Here is an 18,543-nt window from a genome sequence, read left to right on the forward strand (position 1 = left end):
AATCAAATGAGCGTTCTGGAGCAGCTGAACGGCGGCGGAGTGTATCTCATCTGCGGTTCTATTGTGGCGTTTATCGCTGTGGTCTGCGTGATCTTTATGGTGCGTGCCTGGCGGGCCGGCAAAGCCCTGGGCATGGACGTGACCCGCATGAAGCGGGCCGTGACAGCCAGCGCGACTTTCTCCGTGCTGCCCAGTGTGGGCATCCTGCTGGGGGTGCTGGCGCTGAGCGGAAGCCTTGGCGTGCCGTGGCCGTGGCTGCGGCTGTCGGTTATCGGTGCCCTGCACTATGAGACCCAGGTGGCGGACGCGGCAGCGGAGCAGCTGGGCGTTTCCCTGGGCTCCGGCCAGATGACGGCGCAGGCGTTCCCGACTATTGCCCTGCTGATGAGCATCTGTATCATGTGGGGCATGATCCTCTCCACACTTTTCAATAAGAAATACCTGCACAGGCTGCAACAGGGCGGGAAACAGGAAACTCGCACGGGCGGCGGCTTCGGCGACAAGGCGATGGCTGCCATGTTCATCGGCATGGTCAGCGCCTATATCGGCAGCTATGTCGGAGGCTGGATCTCCGGCGGCGGCCTCTTCTCCTTCTCCGGCAGCTGGACGCCGCTGGCGGTGGTAGCCGCGGCGGCGCTGGCAATGGCTGTGTTCACCTACTTCTCCGAGAAGAAGGGCATGGCCTGGCTGGACAACTTCTCCATCGCGGGCAGTATGCTGATCGGCATGCTGGCGGCGGTGCTGATCGGTCACTGAGAGGAGGGGAAAGAAAATGGATAAGCAGAACAATTATGAAGCCTACCTGAAGTCCACCCATCGCCTGGGCCGGATCGTTTCCGTCATTACGCTGGTGCTGCTGGTCGGCGCGCCGTTTATGATCGGCACGCTGCTTGGCGCGGGCCCGGACCTTGGCGCGGTGGCACGGGGCTTCCTGTCTGTGGGCCTGGTGTGGACGGTTTCCAGCGTGGTGGAGTTCCTGGTCTATACGCCTATGCTGGGTGCCGGCGGCAGCTACCTGGCCTTTATTACCGGCAACCTGATCAACATGAAGATCCCCTGCGCCATGAACGCCAAGGAACTGGTGGATGCCAAGTCCGGCACGGCAGAGAACGAGGTCATCGCGACCCTGTCCATTGCCACTTCCTCCCTGGTGACGATCGTGGTGCTGGCCCTGGGCGTGGTGCTGCTGATCCCGCTGCAGCCTGTGCTGCAGAGCCCGGTGCTGGCTCCGGCTTTTGCCAACGTGGTGCCCGCATTGTTCGGCGCTATGGCCTATAAGTATTACCGGAAGGATCCGCTGCTGGCGTTGATTCCGCTGACTGTGATGATCATCCTGTTCACGCTGGTGCCGTCCCTGACGTCTTCCACCAGCTTCATGATCATCCCCGCCGGCGCGCTGGCCATTGCCCTGGCATGGATCAAGTACCGGAAAGCCTCGAAGGGAGCGTCAGCTGAATGATCGCGCTGTGGATCGTATTGGGACTGATCGGCCTGCTGCTTCTCCTGCTGCTGGCCGCGATGATCCGTACCCTGCTGATTCCGAATAAGCAGTCCACCTACCGGCCGGATCCGGATCCGGAACAGGCGGAGGCTTATGCCGAAAAACTGTCCGCCATGGTCCGGTATGAGACGGTCTCCGTTCCGGGAGAGGACCTGCGGGAGAAGTTCCTGGGCTTCCATAAGGTGCTGGAGGAACTGTTCCCGTTGGTACACCGGGAACTGGAAAAGACGGAGATTGACGGAAACCTGCTGTATTACTGGAAGGGGCAGGACAGCAGCCGTCCGCTGCTGCTGATGAGCCACCAGGACGTTGTGCCCGCGGAGGGAACCTGGGAGCATGAACCCTTCTCAGGAGATATCGCGGACGGGAAGGTCTGGGGCCGGGGCGCCTCGGATACCAAGTGCTCGGTGATGGCCTTCTTCCAGGCGGTTGAGGAACTGCTGGCGGAAGGGGTTGTTCCGCCGCAGGATGTATACCTGTCCTCCTCCTGCACGGAGGAATGGGGCGGAGACGGCTGCCCGAAGCTGGTGGCGGAGCTGGAACGGCGCGGTGTGAAGCCATACCTGGTCTGCGATGAGGGCGGCGGGATCATCACTGATCCCATCGGCGGCATCCACGGCAACTTTGCCATGGTGGGTGTTTTTGAGAAGGGAAAGGCGGATGTGCGCTTCACCGCGAAGTCCGGCGGGGGACATGCCAGCGCACCGCCTGCCCATTCCCCGGTGGCGCGGCTTGCGGCTTTTGTGAATGAGATCGAGACCCGAAGTGTCTTCAAACGGAAGATGCCGAAGGAAGTCGCGGCGATGTTTGAAACCCTGGCGCCTTACGCCGGATTTCCGCTGAAGCTGGTGCTGTCCAACCTGTGGCTGTTCCGGCCTGTGCTGCTGAAGGTGCTGCCGGCGATCAGCGCCCAGGCGGGAGCCATGATCCGCACCACCATCGCCTTTACGATGATGAGCGGATCAGATGCCTGCAACGTGCTGCCCCAGGAGGCAAGTATCTGCGCCAACATGCGGTTTATTCCGCACCAGGGCATGGAGGAAAGCCTCGGGATCGTGCGGAAGCTGGCGGAAAAGCACGGACTGGAGACGGAAGTGCTTGCGGCCAATGACTATACAGAACCGGTGAATATCCATGGGGACGCTTTCATGACCGTGCAGCGGGTGATCGCGGAGACTTTCCCGGGATGCGCGGGCAGCCCCTATGTGATGACCGGCGCCACGGACTCACGGTTCTACCATCGGATCTGTGACAACGTGGTGTGCTTTGCCCCGGTGATCTACGGACCGGAGCAGATGAAAGGCATGCACGGGGTGAATGAGAATATAGAGTATAGCTGCCTGCCAGGAGCAGTGCGGTTTTACCAAAATCTCATACGAGAATTTGGTAAAACAATGAAATATTGAACGGCAGGGCCGTTCAATGTGAAATATGCCCTTCGGGTATGTGATCCTTCGACTGCGCTCCCTTCGTACCGCTTGCTCAGGATGACACTTTTAGCGGAATCCCAATGTGAAATATTCGCCTTGCGGCGAATGTGATAGTAACTCTGTTTGGCTAAATACCAAGGCAATTCGTTCGCTCATGGAAAATGGTGATGCGGCTTTCAGATCTCTCCGCGCGGCCTTATGGCCTTGGTCGGGATGACAATAACCAGCCTGGCGGCTGGAATGATATGTCTGACAAGGTCAGACATGATATATTGGTCTATGGCCAATATGATATGTTGCTTCGCAACATAATATGTTCGTCTGCGACGAACGTTGAAGTTACAGTATACAATATGGTATGATAAGCAGAACAGGCAAGGAGGAATAGAAGAATGAAGCATAACGGATTTTTCAAAAGGCTGACAGCTGTGGCGCTGGCACTGATCCTGACCGTTTCCTGCGGTTGCGTGCTGGCTGAAGAAAAAACGTCCTCTTCTCCGGCGGCAGAGTCGCAGACCGTTGCGGAACTGCTGAATGTGCCGGATTTCAAATTCTTCGTCCGGGACAAGGGAATCGGCAAGGGTGAATTCCCTGTATATACCGCCCCGTCCGAGGATTCCATCCGCCTGTCTGACGGCAAGCTGATGGTCAATGTGGGCTATGAGCTGGCTGTGGCCGGTTTTGATTCCGGCTGGCTTATGGTCCGCTTTGAAGTAAAGGATAAGAAGGCCCGGGTCGGTTATATCCCGCAGAAGTATGTCCGCGGCCTGACAACCGGTGTGGGACAGCTGAAGTTTGTCTCCATTCCCGTGGCGCTGGCAGAGGAAACGGAGATCACGGACAACCCGCGTTCCAACTCCACGCCTTTCGGTACCCTGACCAAAGGAACGCAGGTAACGATCCTGGGCAAATATACCTACACCGGCAACTGGTGGTACGTGGAAACGGAGCTGGCCGGGCAGCGGACCCGCGGCTTCATTAACCGCACCAACGCGGACCTGCTGATCGACGGCAAAGTGTATACCGGCAATGAAGCACTGGGTTTCCCGGTCGCGGCACCTGACGGCAACACGCAGATCGGTACGATCACGGTGAACGGTGACGGAGACTACGCGATGATCGTGCGTAAGCATGCCAACGCGGATTCCGCCATGGTGGCCCGTGCCTTCGGCGGAGACGTCTTCCCGTGCTACGGCAGCAAGACGGGTCCCCGGGACAGGGTCTGGTATTATATCTGGGTGGACGGCGTATGGGGCTGGTTCTCTTCCGGCAATTCCACGCTGACCGAAAACGAGTGATTTTCATAACATTGTAAAAATACAGGAGCAAGGCATGACTTACAGAACAGAACATGATTCCATGGGTGAGGTCCGTGTACCCGCGGACCGTTACTGGGGTGCCCAGACGGAACGGAGCCGGAACAATTTCCCCATTGGCGCGGGACACGAAAATATGCCGGGGGAGATTATCCGGGCTTTTGCCGTGCTGAAAATGGCGGCAGCGCTGGCTAACAGGGAACTGAAACCGGAAAAGATGACCGCGAAAAAGTGCGGCGCGATCTGCCAGGCGGCGGAGGAAATCCTTGCCGGAAAGCTGGATGGACATTTCCCGCTTGTGGTCTGGCAGACGGGATCCGGCACCCAGAGCAATATGAACATGAACGAGGTCATCGCAAACCGGGGAAACGAAATTGCCGGGGAGAAGCTGCTGCATCCCAACGATGACGTGAATATGAGCCAGTCCTCCAATGACACTTTCCCCACGGCCATGCACATTGCCGCGGCGGAAGCTATGGAACGGACGATTGAGGCGGTTGTCCGGCTGAAGGACGAGCTGATCCGGCTGGAGAAGGAAAACGCGAATGTGCTCAAGTGCGGCCGCACCCACCTGCAGGACGCGACACCGATCCTGTTCTGCCAGGAGATCTCCGGCTGGCGTTCCAGCCTGGAAAAGGATGAGGAACTGCTGCGGCTGGCGGAGAAACCGCTGCTGTCCCTGGCCCTGGGCGGAACCGCCGTCGGGACCGGACTGAACGCTCCGGAAGGCTTTGATTCCCTTTCCGCGGCGAAGATTGCGGAGAAAACCGGCCTGCCTTTTGTAACAGCGGAGAACAAGTTCCATGCCCTGACGTCCAAAGATGAGATGGTTTTTGCCCACGGCGCGCTGAAGGCGCTGGCGGCGGACCTGATGAAGATCGCCAACGATATCCGGTGGCTGGCCAGCGGCCCGCGGCTGGGCCTGGGCGAGATCACGATCCCGGAGAATGAGCCGGGTTCCTCCATCATGCCGGGCAAGGTCAACCCCACCCAGTGTGAGCAGGTGACCATGGTGGCGGCCCAGGTAATGGGTAATGACGTAGCTGTCGGTATTGCCGCCAGCCAGGGCAACTTTGAGCTGAATGTGTTCATGCCGGTGTGCGCCTACAACTTCCTGCAGAGCGCACGGCTGCTGGCGGAGAGCATGGATTCCTTCCGGGAACGCTGCGTGAGCGGCATCCAGGCCAACCGGGCGAAGATGCAGGAGAATGTGGAGCGCTCCCTGATGCTGGTGACCGCGCTGTCGCCGATCATCGGCTATGAGAACGCAGCGAAGACCGCCCAGAAGGCACACCGGGACGGCAGCAGCCTGAAGGAGGCGTGCGTGGCGCTGGGATTCCTGACGGAAGAAGAATTTGACGCGAACTACCACCCTGAAGCAATGGTATAAACCATTGCTTCAATGATATGTTATCTTCGACAACATGATATATTTGCCGTTGGCAAATATGATATGTCGCTTTGCGACATGATATATTCGGCTTCGCCGAATGTTATTAGTTAGTTATAAACCAAAGGGGAAAATATGACTGAGAGACTGTATTATGATGACGCATATCTGTGGCAGTTTGATGCCACGGTCACGTCTGTGCGGAACGGAACGCGGCCGGGAGAGTGGGAGATCACCCTGGATCGGAGCGCGTTTTACCCGACCTCGGGCGGACAGCCCTTTGACACCGGTACGCTGACCTTTGGCAAAGTGAAGGCGAAGGTCACGGACGTGGAAGTGGCTGCAGACGGAGACGTTATTCATACAGTTGACAAAGAGATCCCTGTGGGAACGGCGGTGCGCGGCGAGATTGACGGCGCGCGGCGGACGGACCACATGGAGCAGCACGGCGGGGAACACATGCTGGCGGGCGCCATCTGGGAAAAACTGGGCGGCACGACCATCGGCCTGCACCTGGGACAGACAGAATCCACCATTGACGTATCCATGCCGGAAGGCCGGACCCACCTGACAGAGGAAGAGATCCTCCTGCTGGAGAACACGGTGAACGAGCGGATCCGCCTGGATGCGCCGATCCGCTGCTGGTTCCCCGAAGAAGAGGAACTGAAGAAGCTTCCCCTGCGCAAGGCGCCTACGGTGACGGAGCATGTACGTATTGTGGCCATGGGCGACTTTGAGATGGTTGCCTGCGGCGGAACGCATCCGTCCTCCACGGGCCGGATCGGGCTGATCAAGATTATTTCCGCCATTCCCGCCAAGGGAAAGGTGCGGGTTTCCTTTGTCTGCGGCGGACGGGCAGTGGGCCTTTTTCAGACCTATATGCGGTATGCGGACAAGGCCGGCGCGGCGCTGAGCTGTCCGGTGGAGAAGCTGTCTTCCGCGGCAAGCGACCTGAAGTACAGGCTGTCGGAGGCGGAGAAGAAAGCGAACCGGCTGGAAAGCCGGGAACTGCTGGACAGGATGGCGCAGGCGGAAAGCGGGGAGGATGTTCCCGGGATCACGCTGTGCGTGCTGACGATGCCGGAAACGGACAGCCGGGCAGTGTCGGCAGCGGTTTCGGAATATATCGCGGCAAAGGGCAGGGCCCTGCTGTTGTGCGCGGGGGAAAGGCTGACCTTTGCCCGGTCCGCGGATGTAAAGATTGACATGAATGACCTGATCAAGCGGGTGGGCCGGGGCGGCGGCAGGCCGGATATGGCCAGCGGCGCCGGAATTCCGGAATGCGTATCCGTGGCCCGGAAGATCCTGATGACGGAGGGAATCAGCAAATGACGGAAGAAAAAGACCTGATCCGGATTCGCTGGCATGTGGACCGTACCCAGGATCCGGCGATGTATATGCTGATCTGCCTTCATCCTGAGTACCAGGACCTGCAGGTGAGTGTCTCTTCGGGAGAAGTGACCGAACGCGTGGCCAAGGCCAAGCTGATGCAGGAGATGTATGAGCTGGGGGAAAAGCGGGGCATTGAACCGAAACGCCTCCGGTTCAAGATCAACGGCATAGAAGAGTAACAAAAAACAGGCTGCTTCAAAAGAAGCAGCCTGTTTGATTGCTATAGGATCAATTACTTGATGATCAGCATGACCAGAGACAGCACAACAAAGATAACGGCGGCGATCTTGGTGCCCAGCGCGAGCTTGGCTTCAAAGGTCTTGGCCTTGGACTTGCTGAAGTAGCTGTTGGAAGACTGGCCGGAGATGGCGCTGATGCCGCCTTCTTCAGAAGACTGCAGGAGCACGGTAACGATCATAAAAAGCGCTGCGATGATCAGCACGATAGAAACAACAGTAGCCATAGGAACATACCTCCTCGATAAATCAGCCCGCATATCATATCATACGCAGGATACGATGTCAATTGAAAAACTGAATTCCGTCGGAATTCAGTTTATAAAATTCATAATTCACAATTCATAATTCATAATTATGAACGTGAGTCACCTGTGTGTGTGCCAGTTTGGTGTACAATCTGAACCCGTGGGAGATCTCTCCACTTCACTTCGTTCCGGTCGAGATGACACGGGGGCGTGACTTCGTCTCAGCCATGAAACAGGTCAGACTACATATAATTCTGAATTACTTTAGATGTCGCGGTTCTGCTTCTTCGCGGCGAGGGCAGCCAGGCAGCATTCCTTGCTGCGCTCAATGTGGTGCTTCATCAGCTTCTCGAAGGCGGGGAGGTCCTTCTGCTCCACCAGGTCGACCAGCTTGTGATGCTCGGCGTTGGCGTCGGAGCGGCGGTCTTCCTGCTTGATGGCCATGGCGGAGAAGCGGCGGATATATTCATCCTGTCCCTCGATGACACGGAGGATCCGGTTCTTGCCGGAGATGGAGGTCAGCCTGCTGTGGAAGTCACGGGCCAGGGGAGAAAGGGCTTCCACATCGTTCTTCTTGTCCAGCTCATCCATCCGGACCAGCATTTCCCGCAGGGCGGCAATGTCTTCCGGGGTGGCGTTGGCAATGATGTCCGGCAGGGTCAGCATTTCCAGGCAGTTACGGATGGTATAGATCTGTTCCACGTCCTCGGCAGTGAAGGAGTGCACGATCACGCCGCGGCGCATGACATATTCCACAAGGCCGTCCCGTTCCAGCTTGCGCAGCGCCTCTCTCAGGGGCGTACGGGAAATGTGAAGACGATCGGCATAATCGGTTTCCACGATGCGTTCGCCGGCGGGGATTTCTCCCGTGATGATGGCCTTCTTCAGGACTTCGTAAGCGATTTCACGAATGGGGCGGCTCTCCATCATTGGCTGGAATGTCAGGGACATGGTCTGGTCCTCCTCCTCGTCCACTTGGGACTTCTTCTGCACTTTGTATACAAGTTACATCAAAAAAACAATTTTGTCAATAAGTTGCAGAGAAAGGAAGAAAAACAGTATAATAGGTTGTTTAATTCTGAACACATCATTGCCAATGATGTGTTCAGAATTAGGTAGAAGGCAGGAAGTAGGAGGTAAGGGAACGAAAAGGACCGTCCCTATCATTCCTCCCCTTGGGATCATATTTCCATATGAACAGTAAAGAATTGTTCATTGTTCATTGTTAATTGTTCATTGCAACCGCGAATTGGAAATTCGCGGTTGCCAAAGGAGTATCTGCATGTTCGAATCTTTCAACGCGCTGGTGAATGAGCCGATGAGCGCGCACACGACGCTGAAGCTGGGCGGACCGGCGGACTACATGGTCTTTCCCCGGGACGGGGAGGAAATTGCCGCTATGTTCCGGGAAGCGGCGGAAAACAGCGTGCCTGTGACCGTGATCGGCCACGGGAGCAACCTGCTGGTGCTGGATGGCGGTATCCGGGGATTGGTGATCTGCATCGGAAAGAACATGCGGAAGATTACCCGGGAGGGGAATATCCTGAAGGCACAGGCCGGCGCCATGCTGGGCAGTGTTGCCCTGGAAGCGGCGGAAGCGGGTCTGACCGGCCTGGAATTTGCTTCCGGCATTCCCGGAACCGTGGGCGGCGGTGTTACGATGAACGCCGGTGCCTATGACGGGGAAATGGCCCAGGTGGTGACAGAGGTCCGGGGAATCCGGCCGGACGGAACCGCGGTGTGCCTGTCCCGGGAGGAAATGGATTTCAGCTACCGTCACTCCGTTGTGCAGGAGAAGGACTTCATTGTGACGGAAGTCACCTTTGAACTTCAGCCCGGTGATCCCGCGGCGATCCGCGCGCGGATGTCCGAACTGAACGCGAAGCGGTCTGAAAAGCAGCCGCTGGACCTGCCCAGTGCCGGCAGTACCTTTAAGCGGCCGGAAGGGTATTACGCGGCGGCGCTGATCGACCAGTGCGGCCTGAAGGGTTACAGTATCGGGGGTGCCCGGGTGAGTGAGAAGCACGCGGGTTTCCTGGTGAACACGGGAACAAGCAGCCGGGATTTCCTGAACCTGATGAAAAAGGTACAGGCGATCGTGGAGGAAAGGGCTGGTGTCCGGCTGGAGCCGGAGATCAGGATAGTAGGTACGGAAGAATGAGGTATTTGATCGTTACGGGACAGAGCGGCGCGGGCAAGACCGCCTGTGTCCGTTACCTGGAGGATAAGGGAAGCTTCTGCATGGATAACATGCCCCCGATGATGCTTCCGAAGCTGATCGAGGCGTTTGACACCACGCCCGTAAAGCACCAGACGGTAACCATCGCCGTGGACGTGCGCAGCGGTGAGTTTTTTGACGCAAACGCTGTGGCCAAGATGATCCGGGAACTGCGGGTGATGGGTCACCAGATCGAGGTTATCTTTATGGAGGCCAGCGATGAAACATTGCTGGACCGCTATAAGGAAACCCGCCGGGAGCATCCCCTGTGCCAGGAAGGCCTGACGCTGACCGAGGCGATCGTGGAGGAACGCACCCGCCTGCAGCCGCTGCGGGAAACAGCCGGCTATGTGATCGACACCACCAACATGACCGCCCGGGCCATGAAGAAGACCCTGGACAAGGCGCTGGGCGACCTTTCGGATACAGAACCGCCGCTCCGGGCGGAAGTACTGAGCTTCGGCTTCAAAAGAGGACTGCCGCGGCAGGCGGACCTGGTGGCGGACGTGCGCTTCCTGCCCAATCCCTTCTATATTGACACCCTGTGCCGTCACAGCGGACTGGACGAGGATGTCCGGAGCTTTGTGATGGATCATCCCACAACAAAGGAATTCATGCAGCGGTATACGGAACTGCTGGACTTCCTGATCCCCCACTATAAGGAGGAAGGAAAACGCCGGCTGGTGATCGCCATCGGCTGCACCGGTGGTGCCCACCGTTCCGTTGCCATTGCGGAAGCTATCGCGCAGTACCTGCGGGACAAGGGACTCCCGACGGAGATCGTCCACCGGGATCTGCTGCTGGAACAGGCACGCTGGACCACGCCGGTTGAGGAGGCATAATGCGCACAACGGATACGCGGAGCTTTTCCGCCGGGGTGAAGGAGGAACTGATCCGCCTCCCCATGGGGAAAGCCTGCTGCATGCTGAGTGAGATCTCGGCCCTGACCCAGACCTCGGGACATCTGTCCTTCCGGGGCGGCGGCTGGATCTCTGTCAGTTACAGACTGGATAACGCCGGCACGGCCAGGCGCTTGTTTCAGCTGCTGAAAAAGCGGCTCGGCGCGGCGCCGAAGCTGCACTTTGTCCAGACCCGGCAGCTGGGAGGCCGCCGGAGCTGTGTGCTGACCCTCGGCACGGAGGATACCCGTGTGCTGCTGAACGCCCTGCATATGGCGGAAGAAGACGAGAACGGCATGCTTCACCTGAAACATACCGTTCCGCGGCATCCTATGACCCGGCAGTGCTGCCGCCGCGCTTTCCTGCGCGGGGCCTTCCTGGGCGCGGGCACGATGACCAACCCGGAAAAGGGATATCACTTTGAGTGGAAGGCGGATGACCGCCTGGCGGAAACCCTGGAAAAACTGCTGGAGAAATGTGAACTGCCCTACCACAGCTACGTGCGCAAAGGGCAGAAGATCATTTACCTGAAGGATGCCCAGCAGGTATCCGATATGCTGGCCATCATGGGTGCGGGAAGCAGCGTGCTGGAGATGGAGAACATCCGGATCCACAAACAGCTGCGGGCCGCCGCGACCCGGGCCGCCAACTGCGACGAACATAACAGTGAAAAAATGCTGGACGCGGGCCAGAAACAGGCGGAGGCGATCCGCCGCATTTCCCTTGCCCGCGGCCTGTTTACCCTGCCACCCGCCCTGCGGGAAGTGGCAAGGCTTCGGGTGGAGAACCCGGATATGAGCCTGCAGGAACTGGGAGAGATGATGGATCCCCCGGTGGGCAAGAGCGGTGTGAACCACCGGCTCCGCCGCCTGATGGAGATTGCCCGGCAGGTTGAGGAAGAATACGGGGAAGGAGGACGGGAAGAATGATCGCGTCCCTGGCTTATACGTTTATGTTCCTGTTCTTCGGCGTGATGTCCGTGCGCTTCCTGCTGCCCAGACACCGTCCGCTGAACCGTCTCTGGCTGGGCCTTAGCCTGGGCCTGCTGGAGGAAATGTGGCTGCCTGCCATCGGTGCTTTCCTGTTTTCATTTGACGTGGAAGCGCATGTTTTTGCGGCAGGGGTTGTATTTATCCTGACGATTCTGTGCTGGTTCCTGCGGGACAGGCGTATGCCCGCGGAATGGGATGAAAAGGAAACCGCGCTGCTCCGGCAGCTGCTGGTGATCGGCCTGCCGCTGACGATCCTGGGGATCTGGCTGCAGTACACCCATGTGATGCGCGTCGCCGCGGACGGCAGCTGGCACGTGGGCCAGAGCACCTACGGCGACCTGCCGATGCACCTGAGCTTTATTACCGGCCTGGTGGGCAAAAAGTTCCCGGCGGATTATCCCTTCTATCCCGGAAACCGGCTGAGTTATCCCTTCCTGATGGACAGCCTGAGCTCCACCTTCTATCTGCTTGGCTGCAGCCTGCAGGCGGCAACCATCCTGCCCGCCTCGCTGATGATGGCCCTGTGCTATATGGGCGTGCTGGTGCTGGCGCGGGATATGACCAGCGGAAAGAAAACCGCGCTGCTGGCAGCGGCCCTGTTCTTCCTGAACGGCGGCCTTGGCTTCCTGTATGATTTCGACCTGGCCGGAAGCGGTGTATGGACGGCGGATCCGGATGCTCCCTTCCTTACAAGGGTGGGACAGACTGTTTCCGACTGGTTCTCCACCGTTTCCCAGCGGGTGGAGTTTATCCTTACCGGCTATTACAAAACACCCACCAACCAGCCGGATCCCAACAACCTGCGGTGGAGCAACGTCATCTGCGATATGATGGTACCCCAGCGGACACTGCTGGGCGGCTGGTGCATGGTGATCCCCTGTTTCTACCTGCTGAATTCGGAGCTCCGCGCGCGGATGCGTGATCCGGAAAACCACAACCGGGGTCTGGTGCTGCTGGGCACCTGGGCCGGGGCGCTGCCGCTGATCCACACCCACAGCTTCCTGGCACTGGGACTGGCGTCCTTCGGAGCCATGTGCTATGACCTGATCCACGGGGATCCGAAGGCCATGGTGGTCCGCAAACCCCGGGGACGGATCCTGCTCCGGTACCTGGCTTACGCGGCCATTGCAGCGGTGCTGGCTGTGCCGCAGCTGGTCCTGTTTACCTTTGCGCAGACTTTCCAGGAGGGCTCCCGTTCCTTCCTGACCCTTCAGTTTAACTGGGTCAACAATCCGGGCGGATACGGCATGCGGGACCTGTACCTCTGGTTCTATATCAAGAATATCGGCCTGCCGTTCCTGGCACTGATCGCGGCACTGTTTGAAAAGAACCCGCGGAACCGCCGGATCTTCTGTATGGCGCTGCCCATTATCCTGGCGGCGGAGTTTGTCCGCTTCCAGCCCAATGAATATGACAACAACAAACTGCTCTACCTGGCATGGCTCCTGTGCTGCATGATCATCGCGGACTGGGGCTCCCGGCTGTGGAAAAAGCTGGAGGGCTTCGGCGGACGGCGCTTCCTGGCGGCCATTGTCGCTGTGGTGACCTTCCTGAGCGCGGGACTGACCATCTGGCGCGAATGCGTGTCGGATTATACAGCCTTCGGCCAGCCGGCGGTGGAAGCCGGGGAGTATGTGAAGGAGAATACGCCGGAGGATGCGGTGTTCATCACCGGAACCCAGCACCTGAATCCCGTTCTTTCCATCGCGGGAAGGACCATTGTCTGCGGTCCGGATCTGTGGCTGTACTGGCATGGCTTTGACACGGCGGAACGGAATGAGGAACTGGCGGAGTTCTACGGGGATCCGGAGAGCTATCCGGAGATCCCGGAGAAATACGGAGCGGAATATGTATACGTTTCTTCCTATGAGCGTCAGGACTATGACGTGGACGAGGAAGGACTCGCTAAAATCGGCGAAAAAGTTTTTGAAAACCGGGAGGCGAGTATCTACAGACTTACCCGGGAAAAGGCCGAATAAAAGGTCAGGAAAAAACACATAAAGTCCTGTTCAAAAAGGTAGGATTGTGATAGAATAAGCACAAATCACGCCGGCGGAAGGCCGAAGACACAATTTTATCAACTGAACAGGAGGATCTATCTCATGAAGAAGTCCGGAATCATTGTCATCGCGATTCTTGCCATCGTTGCCATTGCCTTTGCCTCATTGTATTTCACGAACAGCGGCGACCTGACCAAGACCAAGAATGATCTGACCGCCAAGGTGAACGAACTGACCGACAGCGCGGCCAAGGCTGCTGACGATGCCGCCGCCTCCCTGAAGGCCGTGACCGATGAAAAGGATGCCCTGGCTGCGCAGGTTGAAACCCTGACCGCTGATGCCCAGAAGGCCGCTGATGAAGCTGCTGCCAACCTGAAGGCCGTGACGGACGAAAAAGACGCCCTGGCTGCCCAGGTTGAAACCCTGACGGCTGATGCCGCCAAGGCCAAGGAAGATGCCGACAGCGCTCTGCAGACCCTGAAGGACGAAGCCGCCAAGGCTGCTGATGATGCTGCCGCCGCGCTGAAGACCGCCAAGGACGATGCCGCTGCCGCCCTGAAGAAAGCCCAGGATGACGCCGCTGCTGCCCTGAAGGTCGTGACCGATGAGAAGGACGAGCTGGCCGCGAAGGTAAAGACCCTGACCGACGAAGCCGCTGCCGCTGCCGGCAACGTTGCTGAAGATGTGAAGACCCAGCTGGATGCGCTGCAGGGTGAGAAGGACGAGCTGCTCAAGCAGGTCGAAAACCTGAAGGGCGAAGCCACCAAGGCTGCCGATGACGCCGCTGCCGCCCTGAAGGCCGTGACCGATGAGAAGGACGCCCTGGTGACGAAGGTTGACGAACTGACCAAGAAGATCGAAGAAGCGACCGATTTCGCCAACATGGACGAGAAGGGCCTGAAGGACATCATCAAGAAGCTGACCGATCCGCTGAAGAAGATCGGCTACGAGATCACCAAGAGCGCGGGAAACTAAAAAGAGATGACGGGACCGATAGGGAAGAGACCTATCGGTCCCGTTCTTAAGAATGAAAAATGAAGAATGAAAAATGAATAATGGTGGAAGAAATCGCACCCAGATGGGTGCGATTTCTTTGATTGAATGCGACTTCGTCGTAGGGGAACGATAGGGACGGTCCTTTTCGTTCCCTTTTTTGTCAGACAAGCAAATAAGAGATGGACGGGGAACGAAAAGGACCGTCCCTATCGTTCCGGAAGTATGAAGTAAGAGCTTTTTCTGGCTGCAGCCGGGTCAGATCTCTCCGCAACCTCAATCGGCGCACTGCTCGTTTGGAGCACTTCGCATTGCTTGTTTCGGTAAGGAAACGCACACGCACCGCGGACGGGATCCCCGTCCCGCGCACCGCGCGCGTCAGGACTCCACCTCATTTTCGCCTTTGGCGAATGACCCACCGGGTCACCACTCGGATCGTTCCCCACGCAGCCGTAAACGGCTTTGGTCGAGATGACAATTTTGGGTTTCCCTTTGGTCTGACTAATTGCGGTAAGGCCCCGGAGGAGATCCTTCGACGCGCTCATTTCATTCGCTTGCTCAGGATGACACGGGGCGAAGGAGATTGGTTCCCATGGCTGTTGTCATAATCTGAATCCGGGGAGATTCTTCGACGCGCTCATTTCATTCGCTTGCTCAGGATGACACAGGGCGGAGGAGTCGGGTTCCCTTAATGCTGCTCCGTCTAAATCATGAAACGATTTGACTACCGATGCCAATTATAGTAAGGGATTCCTCCACTCGCTGACGCTTGGTCGGAATGACACCGGGGATGCTTTTCCGTCCGGGCGATGATACGGGCTGGAGAAAGAATCATTCTGAATTCTGAATTCTGAATTCTGCATTGTCCATAGCTGCTCCTTATCGTGCTGAAACGGGCGTTTTTCTTGATTTTTACACAAAAATGAGATAAAATATTCATAATTTGCAGGAGGTAGATTTACCATGAAGGTTGTATTGCTGAAGGATGTCAAGAACGTCGGGAAAAGGGATGATATCCTGACGGTCAGCGACGGTTATGCCCGGAACTTCCTGTTCCCCCAGAAACTGGCCGCGGAGGCCACATCCGGAGCGCTGAAAGAGATCCAGCGCAAGCGCGCGGCTCAGGACGCCCGTGACGCGGAAATCCTGGCTGAAGCGAAGGCAAAGGCTGAATCCCTGAAGAACAAGGTGATTACGCTGGAAGTCAAGTGCGGAGACAAGGGCCGTCTTTACGGTTCCGTGACCAACGCCGAAGTGGCGGAAGCCCTGGAAAAGCAGCACGGCGTGAAGGTCGACAAGCGCAAGATCGACATCGGGGACGCGATCCGCGAAGTCGGTGTGCGGGAGATCTCCGTATGGCTCCATTCCGGAGTGACCACGCCCATGAAGCTGGATGTCCAGCCGATGAAGAAGTAAAAAACTAAACCAGGGGATTATGACGGAAGATGGATAACAGGGAAGAATCAGTTGGCCTGGTACTGCCCAACAGTACCGAGGCGGAGATCAGTGTCCTGGGCGCGATGCTGCAGGACAGCTCTGCTGTGCTCCGCGCCGCTGAACAGCTGTCTCCGGATGACTTTTACCATCCGGAACACAAGGAGATCTTCCAGGTGATGGCGGATATGAACCGCCAGCACATGCCCATCGACCTGGTCACCCTGCAGGCGGAGCTTTCCCGCCGCGGCACGCTTGAGGGAATCGGCGGTAACCGTTACCTGCTGAAGATCCTTTCGGACGTGCCCACCGCGGCGAATGTTCGCGCCTATATCGAGATCGTCCAGGAAAAGAGCACCCTGCGGAAGATGATCGCGGCCTGCCGCACCATCACCAAGGACTGCTACAGCCAGGACAAGGAAGTCCAGGATATCCTGACGAACGCGGAAAAGTCCATTTTCGATATCGTGATGAACCGCCAGGGCGGGGAAGAACTCAAGCCCCTGAGCGAAGTGCTGGTCAACACCTATTCCATCATTGAGGAACTGGCAAGGCAGAAGGGACAGATTGCCGGTGTGCCCACCGGGTTCATCGACCTGGACTCCATGCTGACCGGCCTGCATCCGGGCGAGCTGATCATCATCGGCGCCCGTCCTGCCATGGGTAAAACATCCTTCGCCATGAACATCGCGGAGCATGCAGCCCTGTGCAACAAGACAACTGCCGTGTTTACCCTGGAAATGCCGCGGGAACAGATCGCCATGCGTCTGCTGTGCTCGGATGCCCGGGTGGATATGCAGCGGGTCCGGAAGGGAACCCTGGAGGATTCCGACTGGCTGCGGCTTGCCCAGTCCCTCGCGCCGCTTTCCGCGGCTCCCATGTATATCGATGATACATCCGCCCTTTCGCCGACGCAGCTGCGTTCCAGGTGCCGTCGGCTGATGATGGACCGGGGCCTGGATTTGGTTGTGGTTGACTACCTGGGCCTGATGAAGTCGGACGGAAAGGCCGAAAGCCGCCAGCTGGAAGTCAGTGAGATCAGCCGCCGGCTGAAAGCTATTGCCCTGGAACTGAAGATTCCGATTATCGCCTGTGCGCAGCTGAGCCGTGCCAACAAGGACCGTGTGGACAAGCGGCCCATGCTGAGCGACCTGCGTGATTCCGGCTCTATTGAACAGGACGCGGACGTTGTTATGTTCCTTCACCGGGAGGAATACTACAACAAGGAAACAGAGGATAAGAACATCGGTGAGGTCATCATCTCCAAGCAGCGCAGCGGTCCCCTGGGAACGGTAAAGCTTGCCTGGCTGAGTGAGTTCACCACCTTCGCAAACCTAGCGAAAGACCAGGGCGGGAGTGACGCGCCGTTCTGATCGGGATCAGAACGACGCGTAATGAACAATTAACAATGAACAATGAACAATGATTTTGAGAACGAGTGCTTCAGTGGTCAGTGATCAGTGAAGAGTGACCAGTGAAGAGTGAAGAGTGAAGAGTTTAGAGCTTAGAGCTTAGAGATAGGAGCAATGATGGACCAGTACTCAGTATGCACGCTGCAGCGGGACATGCGGTTTGAAGGATTCCTGCTGATCCGCTCCGCCGAAAAGCGGAAAGACAGCAAAGGCAGCGACTATGTGGATATGAACCTGACGGACAGGACCGGCGAGATCAACTGCAAGATCTGGAACTGGGATCCGCTGGCGGAAACACCGGAAGCGGGACAGCCGATCAAGGTTCGCGGAACGATTCAGGAATATAACGGACGGCTTCAGCTGCGGGTGGAAAAATGGCGGCTGAGCACGGACGAGGATCCGGTGGACATGAACGTGCTGGTGCCCTGTGCGCCGCGGAAGCCGGAGGATATGCTGGCAGATATCAACGAGACGGTCGAAAGCTTTAAAAGTGAGGACCTGAAGAAACTGACGCGCGGTATGCTGGGTATTGCCGGAGACCGGCTGAACTGGTTCCCGGCGGCACAGCGGATGCACCACGCGGAACGCAGCGGCCTGCTGCACCATACCACGGATATGCTCCGCCTGGCCAAGGCGCTGCTGGAGATCTATCCCTGGCTGAACCGGGACCTGCTGCTGGCAGGCGTCATTATCCACGACCTGGGCAAGATCGACGAAATGAAGAGCGACCAGACCGGCAACGTGACGGACTATACCCGGGACGGACAACTGCTGGGCCACCTGGTCCGGGGAATCACGAACCTGAACCGTGTGGCGGAGGAAACCGGCGTGACCGGCGAGTGCCTGATCCTGCTGGAACATATGCTGCTCAGCCATCACGGGGAAAGCGAATACGGCAGCCCCAAGCCGCCGATGTTCGCGGAGGCGGAAGCGCTTCACTGGATCGACATGATGGACGCGCGGATGAACACCATGAAGACCGTTACGGACAAGACACCTCCGGGAGCCTTCAGTGAAAAGATCTTCAGCCTGGACCGGAGAGTGTATCATCCCCTGTACGAAGAAGAGAGTATTTAATTCAG

At 57.8% G+C, this 18,543-nt stretch carries 17 protein-coding genes; 15 read left to right on the plus strand and 2 right to left on the minus strand.

Going from position 1 to position 18,543, the window contains the following annotated elements:
* The first annotated feature begins 6 nt into the window (after positions 1 to 6).
* From JYE50_RS01605 to JYE50_RS01635, 7 genes are all read left to right on the plus strand, one after another.
* The gene (locus tag JYE50_RS01605) at positions 7 to 756 is read left to right on the plus strand and encodes a DUF5058 family protein (protein WP_084096554.1); all 750 of its coding nucleotides are present in this window, start codon (positions 7 to 9) and stop codon (positions 754 to 756) included.
* Positions 757 to 772: 16 nt separating this feature from the next.
* Entirely contained in the window at positions 773 to 1,459 is a 687-nt protein-coding gene (locus JYE50_RS01610) for a hypothetical protein (RefSeq protein WP_084096553.1), read from the plus strand.
* A complete protein-coding gene (locus JYE50_RS01615; RefSeq protein ID WP_084096552.1) occupies positions 1,456 to 2,907 on the plus strand; it encodes a M20/M25/M40 family metallo-hydrolase in 1,452 nt (483 codons plus the stop codon). Before JYE50_RS01610 ends, JYE50_RS01615 begins: the two co-directional genes overlap by 4 nt.
* Before the next feature lie 416 nt (positions 2,908 to 3,323).
* Positions 3,324 to 4,229 carry an SH3 domain-containing protein gene (locus JYE50_RS01620; RefSeq protein WP_084096551.1) on the plus strand — a complete coding sequence of 302 codons (906 nt, stop codon included), beginning with the start codon at positions 3,324 to 3,326 and terminating at the stop codon, positions 4,227 to 4,229.
* Positions 4,230 to 4,263: 34 nt separating this feature from the next.
* Positions 4,264 to 5,637: a class II fumarate hydratase gene (fumC, locus tag JYE50_RS01625; protein ID WP_084096550.1), complete on the plus strand. Its 1,374-nt coding sequence runs from the start codon at positions 4,264 to 4,266 to the stop codon at positions 5,635 to 5,637.
* A 135-nt stretch (positions 5,638 to 5,772) separates the two neighbouring features.
* Entirely contained in the window at positions 5,773 to 6,969 is a 1,197-nt protein-coding gene (locus tag JYE50_RS01630; RefSeq protein ID WP_084096549.1) for an alanyl-tRNA editing protein, read from the plus strand.
* The gene (locus JYE50_RS01635) at positions 6,966 to 7,208 is read left to right on the plus strand and encodes a hypothetical protein (RefSeq protein ID WP_084096548.1); all 243 of its coding nucleotides are present in this window, start codon (positions 6,966 to 6,968) and stop codon (positions 7,206 to 7,208) included. The genes JYE50_RS01630 and JYE50_RS01635 overlap by 4 nt, the downstream gene beginning before the upstream one ends.
* 53 nt (positions 7,209 to 7,261) lie before the next feature.
* Here the strand turns inward: JYE50_RS01635 and secG are convergent, their stop codons facing one another.
* Positions 7,262 to 7,492 carry a preprotein translocase subunit SecG gene (gene secG / locus JYE50_RS01640; RefSeq protein ID WP_179138394.1) on the minus strand — a complete coding sequence of 77 codons (231 nt, stop codon included), beginning with the start codon at positions 7,490 to 7,492 and terminating at the stop codon, positions 7,262 to 7,264.
* Between the two features lie 285 nt (positions 7,493 to 7,777).
* Positions 7,778 to 8,488: a GntR family transcriptional regulator gene (locus JYE50_RS01645; RefSeq protein WP_143763665.1), complete on the minus strand. Its 711-nt coding sequence runs from the start codon at positions 8,486 to 8,488 to the stop codon at positions 7,778 to 7,780.
* Positions 8,489 to 8,795: 307 nt separating this feature from the next.
* Here JYE50_RS01645 and murB point away from each other — a divergent pair, with 307 nt between their 5' ends.
* The 8 genes from murB (at position 8,796) to JYE50_RS01685 (ending at position 18,538) form a co-directional block, all read left to right on the plus strand.
* The gene (gene murB, locus JYE50_RS01650) at positions 8,796 to 9,674 is read left to right on the plus strand and encodes a UDP-N-acetylmuramate dehydrogenase (RefSeq protein WP_084096545.1); all 879 of its coding nucleotides are present in this window, start codon (positions 8,796 to 8,798) and stop codon (positions 9,672 to 9,674) included.
* A 5-nt stretch (positions 9,675 to 9,679) separates the two neighbouring features.
* The gene (gene rapZ, locus JYE50_RS01655) at positions 9,680 to 10,573 is read left to right on the plus strand and encodes an RNase adapter RapZ (protein ID WP_304588105.1); all 894 of its coding nucleotides are present in this window, start codon (positions 9,680 to 9,682) and stop codon (positions 10,571 to 10,573) included.
* Positions 10,573 to 11,559: a DNA-binding protein WhiA gene (gene whiA, locus JYE50_RS01660; RefSeq protein WP_084096543.1), complete on the plus strand. Its 987-nt coding sequence runs from the start codon at positions 10,573 to 10,575 to the stop codon at positions 11,557 to 11,559. The genes rapZ and whiA overlap by 1 nt, the downstream gene beginning before the upstream one ends.
* On the plus strand, positions 11,556 to 13,601 hold the full coding sequence (locus JYE50_RS01665) for a hypothetical protein (protein WP_084096542.1): 2,046 nt from the start codon (positions 11,556 to 11,558) through the stop codon (positions 13,599 to 13,601). The genes whiA and JYE50_RS01665 overlap by 4 nt, the downstream gene beginning before the upstream one ends.
* Positions 13,602 to 13,724: 123 nt before the next feature.
* Complete coding sequence (locus JYE50_RS01670; RefSeq protein WP_084096541.1) at positions 13,725 to 14,597, plus strand: hypothetical protein; 873 nt, start codon at positions 13,725 to 13,727, stop codon at positions 14,595 to 14,597.
* A 981-nt stretch (positions 14,598 to 15,578) separates the two neighbouring features.
* On the plus strand, positions 15,579 to 16,031 hold the full coding sequence (gene rplI, locus JYE50_RS01675; protein ID WP_084096539.1) for a 50S ribosomal protein L9: 453 nt from the start codon (positions 15,579 to 15,581) through the stop codon (positions 16,029 to 16,031).
* A 29-nt stretch (positions 16,032 to 16,060) separates the two neighbouring features.
* The gene (gene dnaB / locus JYE50_RS01680; RefSeq protein ID WP_084096538.1) at positions 16,061 to 17,422 is read left to right on the plus strand and encodes a replicative DNA helicase; all 1,362 of its coding nucleotides are present in this window, start codon (positions 16,061 to 16,063) and stop codon (positions 17,420 to 17,422) included.
* 153 nt (positions 17,423 to 17,575) lie between these two features.
* A complete protein-coding gene (locus JYE50_RS01685; protein WP_084096537.1) occupies positions 17,576 to 18,538 on the plus strand; it encodes a 3'-5' exoribonuclease YhaM family protein in 963 nt (320 codons plus the stop codon).
* Positions 18,539 to 18,543: the final 5 nt, after the last annotated feature.

The organism is Aristaeella lactis (assembly GCF_018118585.1).
GTDB classification, from domain to species: domain Bacteria; phylum Bacillota; class Clostridia; order Christensenellales; family Aristaeellaceae; genus Aristaeella; species Aristaeella lactis.